Origin of the sequence: Pseudomonas sp. 18.1.10, from assembly GCF_024655625.1 — a bacterium.
In the GTDB taxonomy this organism is placed as follows: Bacteria; Pseudomonadota; Gammaproteobacteria; order Pseudomonadales; family Pseudomonadaceae; genus Aquipseudomonas.
This window is the reverse complement of sequence record NZ_JANLGL010000110.1, coordinates 1-19,297: the sequence shown is the minus strand read 5'-3', so window position 1 is coordinate 19,297 and position 19,297 is coordinate 1. Positions and strand designations below refer to the sequence as shown.

The window sequence follows — 19,297 nt, the reverse complement described above, 5'->3', positions numbered from 1 at the left end:
TTTCGACTGCGCCGGAAGTGGGGCGAATTATAGACAGTTACAATTCGCCGTCAACACTTAATTACAGATTTATTCGGATCTGAGCGTGATGCGCGCAAATGCCTTCTTCCCGGCCTGGCAGACATGGGTAGCGCCCAGCTCGTATATAAAGGTGCGATCAACAACTTCACCATCTATACGCACGCCGCCCGAACCCAACAGATCACGCGCAACCGCCGAGTTCTTCACCAACCCTGCCTTATTAAGGACGGCAGCAATCGGCATAGCCTCTGCAGCAGTCAGTTCAACCTCCGGCAGATCATCCGGCAGCTCGCCATCCTTCATACGATTGCCTGCCGCGCGGTGAGCACTGGCCGCAGCCTCTTCACCATGGAAACGCGCAACAATCTCTTCCGCCAGCTTGATCTTCACGTCACGCGGATTGGCACCCGCCTCGACATCAGCACGCAGCGCATTGATCTCGTCCATCGAGCGGAAGCTCAACAACTCGAAGTAACGCCACATCAATGCATCCGGAATCGAAACCAACTTGCCGTACATAACGCCCGGCGCTTCCTGGATACCCACATAGTTACCCAGCGACTTGGACATCTTCTTGACGCCATCCAACCCTTCCAGCAACGGCATCGTCAGAATGCACTGAGCTTCCTGCCCATATGCACGCTGCAGCTCACGCCCCATCAGCAGGTTGAACTTCTGATCGGTGCCACCCAACTCAACGTCTGCACGCAGTGCCACCGAGTCATACCCCTGGACCAGCGGATACAGGAACTCATGAATAGCGATTGGCTGGTTGGTGGAGTAACGCTTGTCGAAGTCATCACGCTCAAGCATGCGCGCGACAGTGTACTGAGAAGTCAGGCGAATGAAGTCCGCCGGCCCCATCTGATCCATCCAAGTGGAGTTGAACGCCACTTCCGTCTTGGCCGGATCAAGAATCTTGAACACCTGAGTCTTATAGGTCTCGGCATTGTCGAGCACTTGCTCGCGCGTCAGGGGCGGGCGCGTAGCGCTCTTGCCACTGGGATCACCGATCATCCCGGTGAAGTCACCTATAAGGAAGATGACCTGATGCCCCAGCTCCTGGAACTGGCGCAGCTTATTAATAAGCACGGTATGACCCAGGTGAAGGTCCGGCGCAGTCGGGTCAAAGCCGGCTTTAATACGCAGGGGCTGGCCACGCTTGAGCTTTTCGATCAGCTCCGCTTCGACCAACAGTTCTTCCGCACCACGTTTTATCAGCGCTAGCTGCTCTTCAACCGACTTCATAACAGACCCGCAAGGCTCAGATTCAAAAGGGAACCAACCATACAAGATCAGGGACTAATTACAAGTTTTGCCCTGCGCACGGACACCGTTCAGCAAGCCCAGCGTTCGCGAGCTTGCGCCACAGATGATTTGGTTATATTTTATACAGTTATTTCATCTTCATCATGTCATTCATCTTTTCCATTTCATCTTCAAAGTCAAAATTACTTATGACCACTGAACCGTCTAAAGCGCCGCCGCTTTACCCGAAGACCCACCTGCTCGCCGCAAGTGGTATCGCCGCCCTTCTCAGCCTGGCACTCCTGGTATTCCCTTCCAGTGACGTAGAAGCCAAACGAACATCCCTGAGCCTTGACCTGGAAAGTCCAGTTGAACAACTGACACAAGATCAAGACGCTTCCGACACGCTACAAGCCACAAATGCACCAACCGAATCACCGTTCGCCCAGATAGACGGCAGTCCTGAAGAGACCCAGCAAGCAGTCCAGGAGCCACCTGCGCCTGCTGCCAAGAACCCTCAGCACCGCGAAGTCGTAGTGGCCAAAGGCGATACTCTTTCGACCCTGTTCGAAAAGGTTGGCCTGCCGTCAGCCACGGTCAACGAAGTACTGGCCAGCGACAAGCAAGCCAAGCAGTTCACCCAGCTCAAGCACGGCCAGAAACTGCAGTTCGAACTGACTCCCGACGGCCAGTTGAACAACCTGCACAGCAACGTCAGCGACCTGGAAAGCATCAGCCTGACCAAAGGCGCCAAAGGCTTCGCCTTCAACCGCACCACCACCAAGCCCGTGATGCGCGCCGCCTATTCCCACGGCGTGATCAACAGTTCTCTGTCGCAATCGGCGGCCCGCGCCGGCCTGTCCCACAGCATGACCATGGACATGGCCAGTGTGTTTGGCTACGACATCGACTTCGCCCAGGACATCCGCCAAGGCGACGAATTCGACGTGATCTACGAACAAAAGGTCGCCAACGGCAAGGTGGTCGGCACCGGCAATATCCTTTCTGCGCGCTTCACCAACCGCGGCAAGACTTACACCGCCGTGCGCTACACCAACAAACAAGGCAACAGCAGCTACTACACGGCTGACGGCAACAGCATGCGCAAGGCCTTCATCCGCACCCCCGTGGACTTCGCTCGCATTAGCTCGCGTTTCTCCATGGGCCGCAAGCACCCAATTCTGAACAAAATCCGCGCCCACAAAGGCGTCGACTACGCCGCCCCGCGCGGTACGCCGATCAAGGCCGCGGGTGACGGCAAAGTCCTGCTGGCCGGCCGCCGCGGTGGTTACGGCAACACTGTCATCATCCAGCACGGCAACACCTACCGTACGCTTTATGGCCACATGCAAGGCTTCGCCAAGGGCGTGCAGACTGGCGGCACCGTGAAACAAGGCCAGGTGATCGGCTATATCGGCACCACCGGCCTATCCACCGGCCCGCACTTGCACTATGAGTTCCAGGTCAACGGCGTACACGTCGACCCATTGGGCCAGAAGCTGCCGATGGCCGACCCGATCGCCAAGGCCGAACGCGCGCGCTTCATGCAACAGAGCCAGCCACTGATGGCACGCATGGACCAGGAGCGCTCCACCCTGCTGGCCTCGGCGAAGCGTTAAGGTATGTCGCTCTATATAGGTGTGATGTCCGGGACCAGCCTCGATGGCCTGGATATCGCCCTGATCAAACAGGACCCGGCGATCGAACTGATCGCCACTCACTACATTCCCATGCCCGCCACCCTGCGCAACGAGCTGCTCGGCCTGTGCGCCAGTGGCCCGGATGAGATCGCCCGTTCGGCCATCGCCCAGCAACACTGGGTGACGCTCGCCGCCCAAGGCATCTGCGCCTTGCTCGACCAGCAAAACCTCAAGCCCGAGGATATTCGCGCGATTGGCAGCCACGGCCAAACCATCCGCCATGAGCCCGCTCGCGGTTTTACCGTGCAGATCGGCAACCCTGCCCTGCTCACCGAGCTGACAGGCATCACCGTAGTCAGCGATTTCCGCAGCCGCGACGTCGCTGCCGGTGGCCAAGGCGCCCCGCTGGTTCCCGCCTTTCACGAAGCACTGTTTGGTGAACGCACCGGCAATCGCGCGGTATTGAACGTAGGAGGCTTCAGCAACCTCAGCCTGATCGAGACTGGCAAGCCAGTAGCCGGATTCGACTGCGGCCCAGGCAATGTGCTGCTGGATGCCTGGATTCATGAACAGCGCGGCGAACACTTCGACCGTGACGGCCAATGGGCAGCCAGCGGCACTGTCGCGCCCCAGCTACTCAACGCCCTGCTCAGCGATCCCTTCTTCCTGACCAAGGGCCCTAAAAGCACCGGTCGCGAAGTCTTCAACCTGGGATGGCTGCAACAGCACCTTGGCCGCTTGCCCGTATTCGCGCACCAGGACGTCCAGGCCACCCTGCTGGAGCTAACCGCCCTGACCATCGTCGAGTCCCTGCAAACGGCGCAACCCCAGACCGAAACCCTGCTGGTCTGTGGGGGTGGCGCGCACAACTCGACATTGATGAATCGTCTGGCGGCGCTGCTCCCCGCAACCCAGGTCAGCAGCACCGCAACCCATGGTGTAGACCCTGACTGGGTCGAAGCGATGGCGTTCGCCTGGCTGGCCCATTGCTGCCTTGAAGGCATCGCCGCCAACCGCCCCAGCGTTACCGGCGCACGCGGGCTTCGTGTATTGGGCGCGATCTACCCCGCCTGAGCCCCAGACAGCAAAACGCCGCTTGGCCTATGAAAGCCAAGCGGCGTTTTTGTATCCGCTATCGATCAGATCGAGAATGAAGACCCGCAACCACAGGTGGTGGTGGCGTTAGGGTTCTTGATTACGAAACGCGACCCTTCCAGACCTTCCTGGTAATCCACCTCGGCACCCGCCAAGTACTGGAAGCTCATCGGGTCCACGACCAGGCTCACGCCCTCGCGCTCGACGATGGTGTCGTCATCGGCCACATCTTCATCGAAGGTAAAACCGTACTGAAACCCTGAACAACCGCCGCCCGTAACAAATACGCGCAGCTTCAAGCGATCATTACCCTCTTCATCGACCAGGCTCTTCACCTTGTGCGCAGCACCGTGGGTGAATTGCAAAGCCGTGGGGGTGAAGGACTCAACGCTCATGCTGATAATCTCCCGGCGTACCGCCGCCATATGCGTAATGGCGGGCATTATCCGCTTCTCCTAGAAAAGCGGTCAACTATTGTTACGGTATATCAATCTGCGCCGCGGCCATTAAAAACACAAAAGGCCCGATCACGGGCCTTTTGCGCAACCATCTAAATGCCTTAAGGCAACATGCCCGCGTGGGACAAGCCCAGCTTCTCATCCAGGCCGAACAAGATGTTCATGTTCTGCACCGCCTGGCCCGACGCACCCTTGACCAGGTTGTCGATCACCGACAACACCACCACCAGGTCGCCGTCCTGAGGACGGTGCACGGCGATACGGCACACGTTGGCACCGCGCACGCTACGGGTTTCCGGGTGGCTGCCCGCCGGCATCACATCGACGAACGGTTCGTTGGCATAACGCTTTTCAAACAGCGCCTGCAGGTCCACCGAGCGATCGACCACGGTTGCGTACAGCGTGGAGTGAATGCCACGGATCATCGGCGTCAGGTGCGGCACGAACGTCAACCCCACATCCTTGCCGGCTGCGCGACGCAGCCCTTGGCGGATTTCCGGTAAGTGACGATGCCCTTTTACTGCGTAGGCCTTCATGCTTTCCGACGTCTCGGAGTAGAGCGAGCCTACCGCAGCACCACGACCAGCACCGCTGACGCCCGACTTGCAGTCAGCGATCAACCGCGATGCATCCGCCAGCCCGGCTTCCAGCAACGGCAGGAAACCCAACTGCGTAGCGGTCGGGTAGCAACCCGGCACCGCAATCAAGCGCGCCTGCTTGATCTGCTCACGATTGACTTCCGGCAGGCCGTATACCGCTTCTTCAAGCAGCTCCGGGGCGCCGTGAGGCTGGCCGTACCACTTGGCCCACTCATCAGCGTCCTGCAGACGGAAGTCCGCCGACAGGTCGATGACCTTGGTGCCCGCCGCCAGCAACTCACCGGCCAGTGCATGGGCAACCCCGTGCGGCGTGGCGAAGAACACCACATCGCAAGCGCCCAGGGTCTTGATGTCCGGCACGCTGAACGCCAGGCCGTCATAGTGGCCTCGCAGGTTCGGGTACATATCGGCCACGGCCAGCCCAGCCTCGGATCGGGAAGTGATGACCACCACCTCTGCCTGCGGATGCTGTGCCAACAGACGCAGCAATTCGACACCGGTGTAACCCGTGCCGCCGACGATACCGACCTTGACCATAAACCTGCCCTCAACGAACCCACTGGAAAGCCGACGATAATAGGGGCCGTATCGCCCTGCGACAACCGTCAACGTGACGTACGGGCGCATGAGCCACTACTATCGCCCCTACCGTGAACCTGGGAATAACTAAAAATGCTTTATCTATGGGTCAAAGCCTTCCACATCATCAGCATCGTCTGCTGGTTTGCCGGGCTGTTCTACCTGCCGCGCCTGTTCGTCTACCACGCGCAAAGCGAAGACACCGTCAGCAAGGAACGCTTCAGCCTGATGGAGCGCAAGCTGTATCGCGGCATCATGGGCCCGGCGAGTGTGGCCACACTGGTGTTTGGCGGCTGGCTGATCTACCTGAACCCGAGCATCTTTCAGTCGGGCGGCTGGATCCACGCCAAGCTCACCCTGGTCGTGCTGCTGATTGGCTACCACCACATGTGCGGCGCGCAGGTAAAACGCTTTGCCCGTGGCGAAAACACCCGCAGCCATGTCTTTTATCGCTGGTTCAATGAAGTCCCGGTTCTGATATTGCTGGCTATCGTAATTTTGGTCGTGGTCAAACCGTTCTAACTTCAATCACACGGGGTAACTCCAATGTCGCTGCCCGCTTTGCTTGAACAACGTCTGCGCCTGCCGGTGGTGGTCGCGCCGATGTTTCTGATTTCCAACCCGCAACTGGTCCTGGCCTGCTGCCGCAATGGCGTCGTCGGGAGTTTCCCCGCGCTCAACCAACGCGAAAGCAGTGGTTTCAAGGCCTGGCTGGAGGAAATCGAAGCGGGCCTGGCGCAGTTGGACAACCCCGCGCCCTACGCCGTTAACCTGATCGTGCACCACAGCAACCCACGGCTGGAGGCCGACCTGGCGATCTGCGTCGAACACAAGGTGCCGATTGTCATCACCAGCCTCGGCGCGGTGAAGGAACTGGTCGATGCCGTGCACAGCTACGGCGGCCTGGTGTTCCACGACGTGACCACCCGGCGGCATGCCGAGAAAGCCGCTGAAGCCGGCGTGGATGGCCTGATCGCCGTGGCCGCCGGCGCCGGTGGCCACGCCGGCACCTGGAGCCCGTTCGCGCTGATCGCCGAGATTCGTCAGTTCTTCGACAAAACCCTGCTGCTGGCCGGTTGCCTCAACCACGGCCACGAAGTCCTCGCGGCTCAATTGCTGGGCGCTGACCTGGCGTATTTTGGCACGCGCTTTATCGGCACCACCGAAAGCCACGCCCCGGATGCCTATAAAGAGATGCTGCTCACATCGCGCGCCGCCGACATCGTGCACACTCCCGCAGTCTCCGGCGTGCCCGCCAGCTTTATGCGCCAGAGCCTGGAAAACGCCGGTTTCGACCTCGCTGCGCTGCAAGGCAAAGGTGAGGTCAACTTCGGTTCCAAGCTCAAGCCGTTGAGCGACGAAGCCAAGGCCTGGAAGACTGTCTGGTCGGCCGGCCAAGGCGTTGGGGAGATCGACGACCTGCCTAGCGTCGATGAACTCGTTGCCCGCCTGGATGCCGAATACCGCAAGGCACGCGAACAGGCGGTACAATTGCGCTGGCCACGCTGACCCAACCGCAAGGCCTGCCGCTTGAGCAGGCCTGCATTACCTCCCCGATTAAGTGACAAGGAAGCCCGCATGAGCGACAACCGTTTCAAGATTGTGTTTGATGGAGCCTTGCTCCCGGGGGTCGAAAGCACCACTGCCAAACTGAACCTGGCCGAGCTGTTCAAAAGTGACGTCGAGGCGATCGAGAAGCTCTTTACCGGCCGCACAGTCGCGCTGAAACGCGACCTGTCCCGCCCTGATGCCGAAACCTATCTCAATGCACTGAAAAGCGCCGGGGTCGATGCCCGCATCGAAGCCGAGCAGCCCGTGGCATTCAGCCTTGCCGAAACCCATGAGACCGATTCGACTGCGCCTGGCGCATCCCCCTACGCACCGCCGCGTGCTGCCGTAGGTGATGACTTGCCGGAGTACGCCACCCTCAACGTCTTCACCCTCAACGGGCGTATTGGCCGCCTGCGCTACCTGGCGTGGATGTTGGTGATGAGTGTCGCGATGCTCTTTGCGGCCGGCATTATCATCACCGTGGGTGCCGCCATATCGGTCGCCTCTCCGTTGGTCGCCATGATTGTCGGCCCGCTGCTGTGGCTCGCGCTGATCGTCGCGATGTTCTGGATCAGCATACTCATCAGCGTGCAGCGCTTGCATGACCTGGGCTGGTCTGGATGGTTGTACGCGCTGAACCTGGTGCCGGTCGTCAACACCGTCTTCGCCATTCTGCTGCTGGTGCTTCCAGGCAACGCCGGTGCCAACCAGTACGGCGCGCCGCCACCGCGCAACTCGACTGCGGTAAAAGTCCTGGCCACGCTGTGGCTGGCGTTTATTCCCGTGATGCTTGCCATCATGGTCACGTTGAGCATGTACGGCTACCTCGATCAACTCGGCGCCAACATCGACAGCAGCTACGAAAGCAGCTCCATCACCTCCGATGCCGACACCGACCAGAGCGTGATCGTTGAGGAAGACGACGCGCAAAGTGCTGACGAAGCAGCCGAACCTGTAGACTCTCCAGAACAGTAAGAAACGCCCGCCGCCTGTGATGCCTCTGTCACAGGCTCGGCGGCGTTGCGATGGAGAAAGGCATGACCCGTTACGCTCTGATCACCGGTGCCTCCAGCGGCATCGGCCTGGCTTTGGCCGAAGCCCTCGCCCGCCGCGGCCGCAGCTTGATTCTGGTGGCCCGCCAGCGTGATCAGTTGGAAAGCATTGCACTCGAATTGACTCAACGTTTCGGCGTCGAGGTGCTGTTTCGTGCCTGCGACCTGGGTGAGCCGCTACGTTTGTCCGGGTTTCTGCTGGAGCTTGAAGAAGGCGAGCGGCAAATCGACCTGCTGGTCAACTGTGCCGGCATCGGCACCAGCGGGCCGTTCCTGGCCCAGGACTGGATGACCGAACAAGACCTGATCGAAGTCAACATCCTCGCACTGACCCGCATGTGCCACGCCTTGGGCAACTCCATGGCGTTGCACGGTGGTGGGCAGATTCTCAATGTCGCCTCGGTGGCCGCCTTTCAGCCCGGCCCGTGGATGAGCAGTTACTACGCCAGCAAGGCCTACGTGCTGCACTTCTCCGAAGGCTTGCGCGAAGAATTGAAAACCTGCGGCATCAAGGTCTCGGTGCTCTGCCCCGGCCCCACACGCACCGCGTTCTTCGGCACCGCGCAAATGGACACCGCCAAGCTCGACCGCAGTGAAAAACTGATGAGCCCGGAAGAAGTGGCGCTGTTCACCGTACGCGCCCTGGAAAAAAACCAAGCCATCATCATTCCCGGCCGCCGCAACCGCTGGCTCGCCTTCAGCCCACGTCTCAGCCCACGCTGGCTGACCCGCAAGATTGCCGGCGCAATCAACAAGGCCTATTGCCCACGCTGAGCGCCTGAGTACACTCACCCTGCCTATTCAACATGGAGAAACCGCTGTGGATACTCTGTTCACCAAGATCATCAACCGGGAAATACCGGCGGACATCATCTACGAAGATGATCAAGTCCTGGCCTTCAAGGACATCCATCCGGCAGCACCTGTGCATTTCCTGGTCATCCCGAAGAAACACATCCCCACCCTCAATGACCTGACCGAAGAAGACAAAGCCCTGGCCGGCCATATCTTGTTCACCGCCCAGCGCCTGGCGCTGGAGCAAGGTTGCGAGGAAGGTTTCCGCGTGGTGATGAACTGCAACCCGAAAGGCGGGCAGACCGTTTATCACATTCATATGCATGTGCTGGGTCAGCGCCAGATGAACTGGCCGCCGGGTTGATTTCCCCCTGAGGGAGCTTGCTCCCTCACCATCAGGGCAAATTGACTCAGCGCAAACGCTTCACCTTCTCTTGCGGTAAACTGGCCGCCGAGATTCTTCCCGGAGGTCAGCATGACTACCCAACGTCACTACTCGCCGATTGACCGTCTGTTGCTGCAAGCCGACATGGCCATGCGCACGCTGCTGCCGTTCAGCGGCCAGCCGTATCGCCCCTCGCCCGCCATCGTGCAGCCCGACGCGCAGATGAGCGAGACCGACACCCGCCACGTCGCCGGCCTGATGCGCATCAACCATACCGGCGAAGTCTGTGCCCAGGCGCTGTACCAGGGCCAGGCGCTGACGGCCAAGCTGCCGCAAGTACGCGCAGCCATGGAACATGCCGCCGAGGAAGAAATCGACCACCTGGCCTGGTGCGAGCAACGTATTCGCCAGCTCGGCAGCCATCCCAGCGTGCTCAACCCGCTGTTCTACGGTTTGTCGTTTGGTATCGGCGCCGCCGCCGGGCTGATCAGCGACAAGGTCAGCCTGGGGTTTGTCGCCGCGACCGAACATCAGGTATGCAAACACCTGGACGAACACCTTGAGCAATTGCCGGCCGAAGACGAAAAGTCCCGCGCCATCCTTGAGCAAATGCGCATCGATGAAGAACACCACGCAGAAAGCGCGCTGGATGCCGGTGGTTTCCGCTTCCCGGCGCCGGTGCGGTTCGGCATGAGCCTGTTGGCCAAGGTCATGACCAAAAGCACGTATCGGATTTAAATCCGCAAAAAAGGGCGCTTTAAGAGCGCCCTTTCTTTTGGCCAACGATTTAGCGATCAACCCAGCTCGATGATCTCGTAATCATGGGTGATGGCCACACCGGCCGCGCCGAGCATGATCGACGCCGAGCAGTACTTCTCGGCCGACAGCTCGATGGCACGCTTGACCTGGGCCTCCTTCAGCGCCCGGCCCTTCACCACAAAATGCATGTGGATCTTGGTAAATACCTTGGGATCTTCAGTGGCGCGCTCGGCTTCCAGGAAGGCTTCGCAGCTTTCCACGGCCTGGCGGGACTTCTTCAGGATGCTGACCACGTCGAAATTGCTGCAACCGCCTACACCAAGCAGGAGCATTTCCATCGGGCGTACGCCCAGGTTACGGCCACCGGCTTCCGGCGGGCCATCCATGACCACTACATGGCCACTGCCCGACTCACCGAGGAACATGGCTTCGCCCGCCCATTGGATGCGTGCCTTCATCGCCCAGACTCCACTGCTAAAAAAGGGTCGCCAGCTTAGCACAGGGCCTGATCGCGACAGCGTTTCCCATCAAAGCGATCAATAGCAGGGTTTACTCGGTAAATTGGCTAATCGAGTCAGAATGTGTCTGTTAAGCTGGCGCCAAATCGATGGCGTATTGCTAGCATTTATACAACCTGTATCAATGCCGATACCCACGAATACAACAACTTCGCGCTGTCTTCCGGGATACAACCATGGTTGCCCTTACGCCCATACCCAAGATAAAGAATCTCGACAAGCTGTTGATGCACTGCCAACGCCGACGCTATCCGGCCAAGCACAACATCATCTGCGCCGGCGAACGCTCCGAAACGCTGTTTTTTATCATCAAGGGCTCGGTCACCATCCTGATCGAGGACGAGGACGGCCGCGAGATGATTATCGCCTACCTCAACACTGGCGATTTCTTTGGCGAACTGGGGCTGTTTGAACAAGCCGGCAAAGAGCAGGAGCGTAGCGCCTGGGTGCGGGCCAAGGTCGAGTGCGAAGTGGCTGAGATCAGCTACAGCAAATTCCGCGAACTGGCCCAGCAAGACCCGGACATTCTCTACGCCCTCAGCGGCCAGATTGCCCAGCGCCTGCGGGACACCACACGCAAGGTTGGCGACCTGGCGTTCTTTGACGTCACCGGACGCGTGGCCCGCTGCTTGCTGGACCTGTGCAAGCAACCCGACGCCATGACCCACCCCGATGGCATGCAGATCAAAGTCACGCGCCAGGAAATCGGGCGTATTGTCGGGTGTTCACGGGAAATGGTCGGCCGCGTGCTCAAGGATCTGGAAGAGCGCAACCTGGTCAACGTCAAAGGCAAGACGATGGTGGTGTTCGGTACCCGCTAAACCGCCAGGAAGCCGGCCAGCATCTGACGATACAAGGTGTCCAGCCGGCTGATCGCATCCGGCGCGGGAAAGACTTCGTGCAGGGCGATATGGCTGTCGGCCCGCACCCGCTGGTCGAGGCCGCAGGCTTGGTTGAAGCGGTTGACCGCCGCTATCAGTTCTTCACGGTCGCCGTCCAGCAACAGCGCACCGTGCACCAACCCCACGGGGCGGCCGCCACTTTGGCGCCAGCGCTGGGCAGTGCCGACCATTTTCCGGCCATTGAGATTGACGTTATAGCGACCGTCGCAGAACGCACCGTCGATTTCACCCACAGACGCATCGCCCCCCAACTCGATCAGCAGATCGCAGATGGGCTGACAGAGGCGCAAGTAACCGGTTTCGATACGATTCTGGTCGCCTTCACTGCGTGGCGGTGCGTAGACCAGGGCAATGTTGACCGTGGCCGACGATTGCGGCACGGGCTCGCCACCGGTTTCCCGCAACAACACCGGCCAACCGGCCTCTGCCGACACCTGGCTGGCGGTCTCGAACGCCGGCAAGCGACTCAAACGACGCGGCATGACCAAGGCTTGATCGTTGGGTTGCCAGAACAGCAGGCCGTAGTCCTGATCGCCGGCGCAGACGGCGGCCAACAGGTCTTGCTCCGCAGCAAGCCCAGCTTCAACAGTCATCGCTACCGGCTTAACCATCAAACACCTACCTTTCTGACAGAAATACACATCCAAATGTGGGAACGGGCTTGCCCGCGAAGGCGGTGGATCAGCCTGCACATGTGGCGACTGACACTCCGCTTTCGCGGGCAAGCCCGCTCCCACAGGGGAATGCATTCCACCCACTGACCGCAATTCAAATCAGTCGAGGGTCGAACCACTGACCGCCACGCCCCGCTCCGGGAAGAACAGGCGCTGCAACTCCGCCCCCGGGTTCTCGGCGCGCATGAAGGTCTCGCCCACCAGGAACGAATACACCCCGCTGATTTCCATCAGTTCCACATCGGCACGGTTGACGATGCCGCTTTCGGTAATCACCAAGCGGTCGCGCGGAATGCGCGGCAGCAGGTCGAGGGTGTTTTCCAGGCTGACCTCAAAGGTGTGCAGGTTGCGGTTGTTGACCCCCACCAGCGGTGTGTCGAGGGTTTTCAGTGCGCGCTCCAGCTCATCGCCGTCGTGCACTTCCACCAGCACATCCAAACCGACGCTTTTGGCCACGGCCGCCAACTCGGCCATCTTCACGTCATCCAGTGCGGAGACGATCAGCAGCACACAGTCGGCGCCCAGGGCGCGGGCTTCGACGATCTGGTACGGGTCAACCATGAAGTCCTTGCGGATCACCGGCAGCTTGCACGCGGCGCGGGCCTGTTGCAGGAATAGGTCGCAACCCTGGAAGTAGTCGATATCGGTCAACACGGACAGGCACGTCGCGCCGCCCTTCTCATAGCTGACGGCGATTTCCGACGGGACGAAGTTTTCACGGATCACGCCTTTGCTCGGCGAAGCCTTCTTGATCTCGGCGATCACCGCCGGCTGCTTGAGCTTGGCCTGGGCGATCAAGGCATTGGCGAAACCACGCGGTGCATCGGCAAGCTTCGCCTGGGCTTCCAGCTCGGCGAGGCTGACGCGGGCGCGGCGCTCGGCCACCTCTTCGGCTTTGCGGGCCAGGATCTTTTCCAGAACGGTTGGCACACTCATCCTTCATTCTCCATCTTGAATACTGCGGTGAAGGCTCCCAGCTCTTCGAGCTTCTCGCGAGCCAGGCCGGTGTGCAGCGCATCGTGGGCCAAGGCCACACCTTCTTTAAGACTATAGGCGTGGTCGGCCGCATAAAGTGCCGCGCCAGCATTCAGAACAATCATCTCTGCCGCTTTTTGACCGTTCTCGGTCTTGCGACGCCCCAGGGCATCACGAATCAGTTCAAGCGAAGCCGCCGGGCTTTCCACCGCCAGGCCGTGCAAGCTCTGGCTCTTCATGCCCAGGTCTTCAGGCTCGACCCAGTATTCGGTGACCTGATCATTCTTCAGCTCCGCCACAAAGGTCGGCGCCGCCAGGCTGAACTCGTCCAGGCCATCCTTGGAATGCACCACCAGCACATGCTTGCTGCCCAGACGCTGCAACACTTCGGCCAATGGCCGGCACAGCGCCTGGCTGAACACACCGACTACCTGGTGTTTCACACCGGCCGGATTCGTAAGCGGGCCGAGCATGTTGAACAGGGTGCGCAGGCCAAGGTCTTTACGCGGGCCAGCGGCGTACTTCATCGCACTGTGGTGGGTCTGGGCAAACATGAAGCCAATGCCGACGTTGTCGATGCACCGCGCCACTTGTACTGGCGTGAGGTTCAGGTAGATGCCGGCCGCCTCCAGCAGGTCGGCACTGCCGCTCTTGCCGGACACCGCACGGTTACCGTGCTTGGCCACGGTGCAACCCGCCGCCGCGACGACAAAAGAAGACGCCGTCGACACGTTGAAGATGTTCGCACCGTCACCACCGGTGCCGACCACATCGACCACACCGTCGAGGGTCTTGAGCTCGACCTTATCCGCCAGCTCGCGCATCACCGACACGGCGCCGACGATCTCGTCGATGCTCTCGCTCTTCATGCGCATGGCCATCATGAACGCGCCGATCTGTGCGTCGGTGCATTGACCGGTCATGATCTCGCGCATCACATCGCTCATTTCAGCGGTGCTCAGGTCCAGGTGGCCGACGATACGGCTCAGGGCAGTCTTGATATCCATGGAAAGTCCTTAGCGCGTGCCGCCGCTCTGCTTGAGAAAGTTGGCGAACAGCTCGTAGCCCTGCTCGGTCAGGATCGATTCAGGGTGGAATTGCACCCCTTCGACATTCAGTGTCTTGTGGCGCAGGCCCATGATTTCATCGACCGAGCCGTCTTCCAGTTGGGTCCAGGCGGTCAGCTCCAGGCAATCTGGCAGGGTTTCGCGCTTGACCACCAACGAATGGTAGCGGGTCACGGTCACCGGCAAGTTAAGCCCATGGAATACGCCCAGATCATGATGGAACACCGGGCTGGTCTTGCCGTGCATCACCTGGCGCGCGCGCACCACGTCACCGCCAAAGGCCTGGCCGATGGACTGGTGGCCCAGGCACACGCCGAGGATCGGCAGTTTGCCGGCGAAATACTGGATCGCTTCGAGGGAAATACCCGCCTCGGTCGGCGTGCACGGCCCCGGCGAAACCACGATGCGCTCCGGGTTCAGGGCGGCGATTTCGGCCACGGTCATTTCGTCGTTGCGCACCACCTTGACCTCGGCACCGAGCTCGCCCAGGTACTGCACAACGTTGTAGGTAAAGGAGTCGTAGTTATCAATCATCAGCAACATGGGGCAAGCCTCAGGAATTGGGGGTCTGTTCAGCCAGCGCAACGGCGCGGAACATCGCGCGGCGCTTGTTCAGGGTTTCTTCCCATTCGAGGGCCGGCACCGAGTCGGCGACAATCCCGCCACCGGCCTGCACGTGCAGCTCCCCGTCCTTGATCACGGCAGTGCGGATCGCAATCGCCGTGTCCATGTTGCCGTTCCAGGCGAAATACCCCACGGCGCCGCCGTAGACACCGCGCTTGACCGGCTCCAGCTCATCGATGATTTCCATCGCGCGGATCTTTGGCGCACCCGACAAGGTGCCGGCCGGCAGAATCGCGCGCAGTGCATCCATCGCGGTCAAGCCAGCTTTCAGCTCGCCGGTGACGTTGGACACAATGTGCATCACGTTGGAATAACGCTCGATGACCATCTTCTCGGTGAGCTTCACCGAACCGATTTCCGAGACACGCCCGGTGTCGTTGCGGCCCAGGTCGATAAGCATCAGGTGCTCGGCGATTTCCTTGTCGTCGCTGAGCAGGTCTTTTTCCAGCGCCACGTCCTCTTCTTCGGTCGCGCCACGTGGGCGCGTGCCAGCAATCGGGCGCACGGTAATCAGGTTGTCTTCGACACGCACCAGCACTTCCGGCGAGCTGCCCACCACGTGGAAGTCGCCAAAGTTGAAGAAGTACATGTACGGCGTCGGGTTGAAGCAACGCAGGGCGCGATACAGATCGATCGGCGCGGCCTTGAAGTCGATGGACATACGTTGCGACGGAACGACCTGCATGCAGTCACCGGCGAGGATGTATTCCTTGATGGTATCGACGGCGCGCTCGTAGTCATCCTGGGTAAAGCTGGAGCGGAACACCGGGTCGGCCGCCGGCGGCCGACTGAGGTCCAGGCCGCGACGCGGGGTGATCGGTTGGCGCAGTTTTTCCAGCAGCGCTTCGAGGCTGGCCTGGCCTTGCTCGAAGGCGTCCGCCTGGGACGGGTCAGCCAGCACAATCGCGTGCATCTTGCCGGCGAGGTTGTCGAAGACGACGACCGCGTCGGAGACCATCAGCAGGATGTCCGGCACGCCCAGCGGGTCCGGGTTCGGGCATTTGCCCAGGCGCTTTTCCACGTAACGCACACAGTCGTAACCGAAATAACCCACCAGGCCGCCGTTGAAACGCGGCAAGCCAGGAATGGTTGGCACGTTGTAGCGCGCCTTGAAGGTTTCGACAAAGGCCAGCGGGTCTTCTACGTCGTGGCTTTCGATCTCGACGCCATCATGGGTGATGCTCACATGGTGGTCGTGAACCCGCATGACGGTGCGGCACGGCAGGCCGATGATCGAATAACGGCCCCACTTCTCGCCGCCCTGTACCGATTCCAGCAGGTAGGAATTGGGCTCGTCGGCCAGTTTCAAGTAGATCGACAGCGGCGTGTCGAAGTCGGCCAGGGTTTCGCAGGCCAGGGGGATACGGTTATAGCCGGCAGCGGCCAAACGCAGGAATTCTTCGCGGATCATGTGTGCCTCGTGGCGTGAGGGTCTAACAGTCAGGTATGCAAACGTGCCGCAGTGCGCGGCCGGAATCAGTCAGGCGCGCCAACGCCAGCGGGCCAGGGCCTTGATGACTTTCATCCAGAGTTTGCGAGTGACCACCACGATGGGATTTCCAGAAGGGGACGGATCGGTGTCGGGCAACGTTATCTCAGCGCCCGCTCCCAAGCAACCGGGGATTAGCAATCGCAGGTCATCAATCACCAGCGACGGCGACTCTTCGGCGATGGGCCGGCCATGGTTATAGCCATAGCTCAAGGCTACGCACTGCACGCCAGCCGCCTTTGCCGCCAGCACATCGCTGCGCGAATCGCCGACAAACAGCGACTGCGACGCCGGAATATTCGCCATTTTCATCACGAAAAACAGCGCCGCCGGGTCGGGTTTCTTCTGCGGCAATGTATCGCCACCGATGATCCAGCGGAAATACCGGCCGATTTTCATCTGGTCCAACAGCGGCGCGACAAAGCGCTCCGGCTTGTTGGTGATAAGGGCCATTTCCACACCCTGCTTGCTCAGCCATTTGAGGGTGTCGCGCACGCCGGGGTAGACCACGGTCAGTTCGTGGCCGTCTTCATAGGCGGCGTTGAACAGTTCCAGGGCGTGCTCGGCCTCGACCTCATCGACACCGTCGGCCTCGATATCATTGGCCAAGGCCCGGCGCACCAGCATCTGCACGCCGTTGCCGACCCACGTGCGCACGGCCTCGATCGCCACCGGCTTGCGCCCCAGCTTGAGCAGCATCTCGTTCACCGCGGCGGCAAGATCTGGCACCGAGTCGATCAGGGTACCGTCCAGATCGAACATCACCAGCCGTGGCAGCTTGCCGGGGAACAGCTGCTCGAAGCCGCTCATGGACGTGCCAGCGCTAGCTCGGCGCGCATCTTGTCGATGACGTCCTGGTAGTTCGGGGCGTTGAAGATCGCCGAGCCGGCGACAAAGGTGTCGGCGCCAGCGGCGGCGATTTCGCGGATGTTGTTGACGTTGACCCCACCGTCGATTTCCAGGCGGATATCACGGCCAGACGCATCGATCAGCGCGCGGGCTTCGCGCAGCTTGTCGAGGGTGCCGGGGATGAACTTCTGCCCGCCGAAACCTGGGTTGACGCTCATCAGCAAGACCATGTCGACCTTGTCCATCACGTACTTGAGCACGTCCAGCGGCGTCGCCGGGTTGAACACCAGGCCCGCCTTGCAGCCGCCTTCGCGGATCAGTTGCAGGCTGCGATCCACGTGCAGCGTGGCTTCCGGGTGGAAGGTGATGTAGGTCGCGCCGGCTTCGATGAAGTCACCGACGATGCGGTCCACCGGGCTGACCATCAGGTGCGCGTCAATCGGCGCGGTGACGCCGTACTTGCGCAGCGCCGCGCAGACCATCGGGCCGATGGTCAGGTTGGGCACGTAGTGGTTGTCCATGACATCGAAGTGCACGAAGTCGGCGCCAGCGGCCAACACGTTGTCCACTTCCTCACCCAGGCGGGCGAAGTCGGCGGAGAGAATCGATGGAGCAATTACGAAGGGCTGCATGACGCACCTTTTCTGAGCTAAATCACGATGGCGCGCATTGTATACCGCATGCTTTGCCGCGCGCACCGTGACCTGGCTCAATGGCTAGTAGGCAGCCCGGTAGATTTTCTCGATATCGGCCGCGCTGAGCTTGCGCGGATTATTGCGCATCAGCCGCTCAATGCCCGCCGCTTCGCTGGCCATGGCGGGGATTGCCTCCTCGGGCACGCCGAAGCTGCGCAGCCCCGCCGGGATCTCCACTGCGGCACACAGTCGCGTCATCGCCGCGACGGCCTGGTCGGCCGCATCATTGACACTCAGGCCGCTGACGTTCACGCCCATGGCCTGGGCAATCTCCTGCATGCGCTCCACGCAGGCCTGCTTGTTCCAGTGCATCACGTAGGGCAGCAGCAAGGCATTGCTCACGCCATGGGCGATATTGAAACGCCCGCCCAGCGGGTACGCCAACGCATGCACCGCGCCGACCCCGGCATTGCCGAAGGCCATACCGGCCATCAGGCTCGCCGTGGCCATATCGTCGCGGGCCTGCAGGTTGGACGGGTTGGCGTAGGCCTTGGGCAGCGCCTTGGCGATCAGCTTGATTGCGCCAATGGCCAGCGCGTCGGTGATCGGCGAAGCATTCAGCGACAGATACGACTCGATGGCATGCACCAGCGCATCCACGCCACTGGCGGCGGTCACGCTGCGCGGACAGGTGAGGGTCATTTGCGGGCTGATGAGCGCGACGTCCGGCAACAGGTAGTCGCTGACGATGCCTTTTTTCAGCTGCGCGGCCTTGTCGGAAAGAATCGCCACGTTGGTCACTTCCGAGCCGGTGCCGGCCGTGGTCGGAATGGCGATCAACGGCGGGCCTTTGCGCGGCACCTGGTCAACGCCGAACAAATCCGCCAGCGCCCCGTGGTAACCGGCATATGCGGCCACGCTCTTGGCAATGTCGATGGCACTGCCACCGCCCACGCCGATCAGGCCGTCATGCCCGCCCTCGCGGTACACGCGCATGCAGTCTTCGACGATGGCGATTTCTGGGTCGGGCAGCACGCGGTCGAAGATTTCATAACTGCGCTCGCCCAGGTGTTCGAGCGCCAGCGCCACGGTGCCGGACTTGACCAGCGCGGCGTCGGTGACGATCAGCGGGTTGTCCACATCCAGGCGGGTGAGTTCAGCGGCCAGTTGTTCGATGGCACCGGAGCCGGTGAGCAGTTTGTGGGCGATCTTGAATGAGGAAGTACTCATGTGCGCGGCCTCCTATTCGGAAATGGGCTGGCACAAGAGTAGCTGGAGATTCTGGGTTGCCTAGCATTCAGGTTCTGAATGGACACGGTCAATGTGGGAGCTGGCTTGCCTGCGATAGCGGTGTGTCAGCGACAGATAAGCAAGCTGGCCCA

21 protein-coding genes are annotated in these 19,297 nt (G+C 60.7%); 9 read left to right on the top strand and 12 right to left on the bottom strand.

The features are described from left to right. Positions 1–69 precede the first annotated feature (69 nt). A complete protein-coding gene (gene tyrS, locus NUV89_RS18375; RefSeq protein ID WP_257782415.1) occupies positions 70–1,269 on the bottom strand; it encodes a tyrosine--tRNA ligase in 1,200 nt (399 codons plus the stop codon). Between the two features lie 209 nt (positions 1,270–1,478). On the opposite strand from tyrS, the gene NUV89_RS18370 reads away from it, so the two are divergent. Both NUV89_RS18370 and NUV89_RS18365 read left to right on the top strand, forming a co-directional pair. Continuing rightward, positions 1,479–2,888, top strand: coding sequence for a peptidoglycan DD-metalloendopeptidase family protein (locus NUV89_RS18370; protein WP_257782414.1), 1,410 nt, complete (start codon positions 1,479–1,481; stop codon positions 2,886–2,888). 3 nt (positions 2,889–2,891) lie between these two features. Then, positions 2,892–3,983 (top strand): anhydro-N-acetylmuramic acid kinase, encoded by a 1,092-nt coding sequence (locus NUV89_RS18365; RefSeq protein WP_257782413.1) that lies wholly within the window; start codon positions 2,892–2,894, stop codon positions 3,981–3,983. Positions 3,984–4,048: 65 nt separating this feature from the next. Here NUV89_RS18365 and erpA read toward each other — a convergent pair whose 3' ends face one another. Both erpA and argC read right to left on the bottom strand, forming a co-directional pair. Beyond that, positions 4,049–4,399: an iron-sulfur cluster insertion protein ErpA gene (gene erpA, locus NUV89_RS18360; RefSeq protein ID WP_003176443.1), complete on the bottom strand. Its 351-nt coding sequence runs from the start codon at positions 4,397–4,399 to the stop codon at positions 4,049–4,051. A 164-nt stretch (positions 4,400–4,563) separates the two neighbouring features. After that, positions 4,564–5,598: an N-acetyl-gamma-glutamyl-phosphate reductase gene (argC, locus tag NUV89_RS18355; RefSeq protein ID WP_010206935.1), complete on the bottom strand. Its 1,035-nt coding sequence runs from the start codon at positions 5,596–5,598 to the stop codon at positions 4,564–4,566. Positions 5,599–5,733: 135 nt separating this feature from the next. Here argC and hemJ point away from each other — a divergent pair, with 135 nt between their 5' ends. The 6 genes from hemJ to coq7 all read left to right on the top strand — a co-directional run bounded on the left by hemJ (position 5,734) and on the right by coq7 (position 10,161). Then, complete coding sequence (gene hemJ / locus NUV89_RS18350; RefSeq protein ID WP_124529307.1) at positions 5,734–6,162, top strand: protoporphyrinogen oxidase HemJ; 429 nt, start codon at positions 5,734–5,736, stop codon at positions 6,160–6,162. A gap of 24 nt (positions 6,163–6,186) precedes the next feature. After that, positions 6,187–7,149, top strand: a complete 963-nt coding sequence (locus NUV89_RS18345; protein ID WP_257782412.1) for a nitronate monooxygenase family protein — start codon at positions 6,187–6,189, stop codon at positions 7,147–7,149. Between the two features lie 69 nt (positions 7,150–7,218). Further along, positions 7,219–8,166: a DUF805 domain-containing protein gene (locus NUV89_RS18340; protein WP_257782411.1), complete on the top strand. Its 948-nt coding sequence runs from the start codon at positions 7,219–7,221 to the stop codon at positions 8,164–8,166. Positions 8,167–8,228: 62 nt separating this feature from the next. After that, positions 8,229–9,017: an SDR family oxidoreductase gene (locus tag NUV89_RS18335; RefSeq protein ID WP_257782410.1), complete on the top strand. Its 789-nt coding sequence runs from the start codon at positions 8,229–8,231 to the stop codon at positions 9,015–9,017. Positions 9,018–9,063: 46 nt separating this feature from the next. Continuing rightward, positions 9,064–9,402, top strand: coding sequence for a histidine triad nucleotide-binding protein (locus NUV89_RS18330; RefSeq protein ID WP_017739623.1), 339 nt, complete (start codon positions 9,064–9,066; stop codon positions 9,400–9,402). Positions 9,403–9,513: 111 nt separating this feature from the next. Next, a complete protein-coding gene (coq7, locus tag NUV89_RS18325) occupies positions 9,514–10,161 on the top strand; it encodes a 2-polyprenyl-3-methyl-6-methoxy-1,4-benzoquinone monooxygenase (protein ID WP_017739622.1) in 648 nt (215 codons plus the stop codon). Positions 10,162–10,217: 56 nt separating this feature from the next. Here the strand turns inward: coq7 and NUV89_RS18320 are convergent, their stop codons facing one another. Beyond that, entirely contained in the window at positions 10,218–10,640 is a 423-nt protein-coding gene (locus NUV89_RS18320) for an OsmC family protein (protein WP_005792019.1), read from the bottom strand. Positions 10,641–10,876: 236 nt separating this feature from the next. On the opposite strand from NUV89_RS18320, the gene crp reads away from it, so the two are divergent. Continuing rightward, a complete protein-coding gene (gene crp / locus NUV89_RS18315) occupies positions 10,877–11,521 on the top strand; it encodes a cAMP-activated global transcriptional regulator CRP (RefSeq protein WP_026137165.1) in 645 nt (214 codons plus the stop codon). On the opposite strand, the gene NUV89_RS18310 is transcribed toward crp, so the two are convergent. The 8 genes from NUV89_RS18310 to NUV89_RS18275 form a co-directional block, all read right to left on the bottom strand. Next, positions 11,518–12,213: a lipoate--protein ligase family protein gene (locus NUV89_RS18310; protein WP_257782409.1), complete on the bottom strand. Its 696-nt coding sequence runs from the start codon at positions 12,211–12,213 to the stop codon at positions 11,518–11,520. The genes crp and NUV89_RS18310 overlap by 4 nt on opposite strands. A 162-nt stretch (positions 12,214–12,375) precedes the next feature. Further along, a complete protein-coding gene (gene trpC / locus NUV89_RS18305) occupies positions 12,376–13,212 on the bottom strand; it encodes an indole-3-glycerol phosphate synthase TrpC (protein WP_207045031.1) in 837 nt (278 codons plus the stop codon). Then, positions 13,209–14,258 (bottom strand): anthranilate phosphoribosyltransferase, encoded by a 1,050-nt coding sequence (gene trpD / locus NUV89_RS18300; RefSeq protein WP_017739618.1) that lies wholly within the window; start codon positions 14,256–14,258, stop codon positions 13,209–13,211. The genes trpC and trpD overlap by 4 nt, the downstream gene beginning before the upstream one ends. Before the next feature lie 9 nt (positions 14,259–14,267). Continuing rightward, entirely contained in the window at positions 14,268–14,861 is a 594-nt protein-coding gene (locus NUV89_RS18295) for an aminodeoxychorismate/anthranilate synthase component II (protein WP_257782408.1), read from the bottom strand. 10 nt (positions 14,862–14,871) lie between these two features. After that, positions 14,872–16,353, bottom strand: coding sequence for an anthranilate synthase component I (gene trpE / locus NUV89_RS18290; RefSeq protein ID WP_017739616.1), 1,482 nt, complete (start codon positions 16,351–16,353; stop codon positions 14,872–14,874). A gap of 69 nt (positions 16,354–16,422) precedes the next feature. Continuing rightward, complete coding sequence (locus NUV89_RS18285; protein WP_124529325.1) at positions 16,423–17,241, bottom strand: phosphoglycolate phosphatase; 819 nt, start codon at positions 17,239–17,241, stop codon at positions 16,423–16,425. After that, on the bottom strand, positions 17,238–17,912 hold the full coding sequence (gene rpe / locus NUV89_RS18280) for a ribulose-phosphate 3-epimerase (protein WP_257782407.1): 675 nt from the start codon (positions 17,910–17,912) through the stop codon (positions 17,238–17,240). Before rpe ends, NUV89_RS18285 begins: the two co-directional genes overlap by 4 nt. Before the next feature lie 84 nt (positions 17,913–17,996). Further along, a complete protein-coding gene (locus tag NUV89_RS18275) occupies positions 17,997–19,145 on the bottom strand; it encodes an iron-containing alcohol dehydrogenase (RefSeq protein ID WP_257782406.1) in 1,149 nt (382 codons plus the stop codon). Positions 19,146–19,297: the final 152 nt, after the last annotated feature.

Excerpts from the sequence above, each read along its gene's own strand:
- NUV89_RS18310 (WP_257782409.1), bottom strand. The coding sequence starts at position 12,213 with ATGGTTAAGCCGGTAGCGATGACTGTTGAAGCTGGGCTTGCTGCGGAG.
- argC (WP_010206935.1), bottom strand. The coding sequence starts at position 5,598 with ATGGTCAAGGTCGGTATCGTCGGCGGCACGGGTTACACCGGTGTCGAA.
- NUV89_RS18365 (WP_257782413.1), top strand. The coding sequence starts at position 2,892 with ATGTCGCTCTATATAGGTGTGATGTCCGGGACCAGCCTCGATGGCCTG.
- NUV89_RS18320 (WP_005792019.1), bottom strand. The coding sequence starts at position 10,640 with ATGAAGGCACGCATCCAATGGGCGGGCGAAGCCATGTTCCTCGGTGAG.
- coq7 (WP_017739622.1), top strand. The coding sequence starts at position 9,514 with ATGACTACCCAACGTCACTACTCGCCGATTGACCGTCTGTTGCTGCAA.
- trpC (WP_207045031.1), bottom strand. The coding sequence starts at position 13,212 with ATGAGTGTGCCAACCGTTCTGGAAAAGATCCTGGCCCGCAAAGCCGAA.
- trpD (WP_017739618.1), bottom strand. The coding sequence starts at position 14,258 with ATGGATATCAAGACTGCCCTGAGCCGTATCGTCGGCCACCTGGACCTG.
- NUV89_RS18335 (WP_257782410.1), top strand. The coding sequence starts at position 8,229 with ATGACCCGTTACGCTCTGATCACCGGTGCCTCCAGCGGCATCGGCCTG.
- NUV89_RS18345 (WP_257782412.1), top strand. The coding sequence starts at position 6,187 with ATGTCGCTGCCCGCTTTGCTTGAACAACGTCTGCGCCTGCCGGTGGTG.
- erpA (WP_003176443.1), bottom strand. The coding sequence starts at position 4,399 with ATGAGCGTTGAGTCCTTCACCCCCACGGCTTTGCAATTCACCCACGGT.
- rpe (WP_257782407.1), bottom strand. The coding sequence starts at position 17,912 with ATGCAGCCCTTCGTAATTGCTCCATCGATTCTCTCCGCCGACTTCGCC.
- NUV89_RS18275 (WP_257782406.1), bottom strand. The coding sequence starts at position 19,145 with ATGAGTACTTCCTCATTCAAGATCGCCCACAAACTGCTCACCGGCTCC.
- NUV89_RS18285 (WP_124529325.1), bottom strand. The coding sequence starts at position 17,241 with ATGAGCGGCTTCGAGCAGCTGTTCCCCGGCAAGCTGCCACGGCTGGTG.
- NUV89_RS18295 (WP_257782408.1), bottom strand. The coding sequence starts at position 14,861 with ATGTTGCTGATGATTGATAACTACGACTCCTTTACCTACAACGTTGTG.
- trpE (WP_017739616.1), bottom strand. The coding sequence starts at position 16,353 with ATGATCCGCGAAGAATTCCTGCGTTTGGCCGCTGCCGGCTATAACCGT.
- tyrS (WP_257782415.1), bottom strand. The coding sequence starts at position 1,269 with ATGAAGTCGGTTGAAGAGCAGCTAGCGCTGATAAAACGTGGTGCGGAA.
- NUV89_RS18340 (WP_257782411.1), top strand. The coding sequence starts at position 7,219 with ATGAGCGACAACCGTTTCAAGATTGTGTTTGATGGAGCCTTGCTCCCG.
- hemJ (WP_124529307.1), top strand. The coding sequence starts at position 5,734 with ATGCTTTATCTATGGGTCAAAGCCTTCCACATCATCAGCATCGTCTGC.
- crp (WP_026137165.1), top strand. The coding sequence starts at position 10,877 with ATGGTTGCCCTTACGCCCATACCCAAGATAAAGAATCTCGACAAGCTG.
- NUV89_RS18370 (WP_257782414.1), top strand. The coding sequence starts at position 1,479 with ATGACCACTGAACCGTCTAAAGCGCCGCCGCTTTACCCGAAGACCCAC.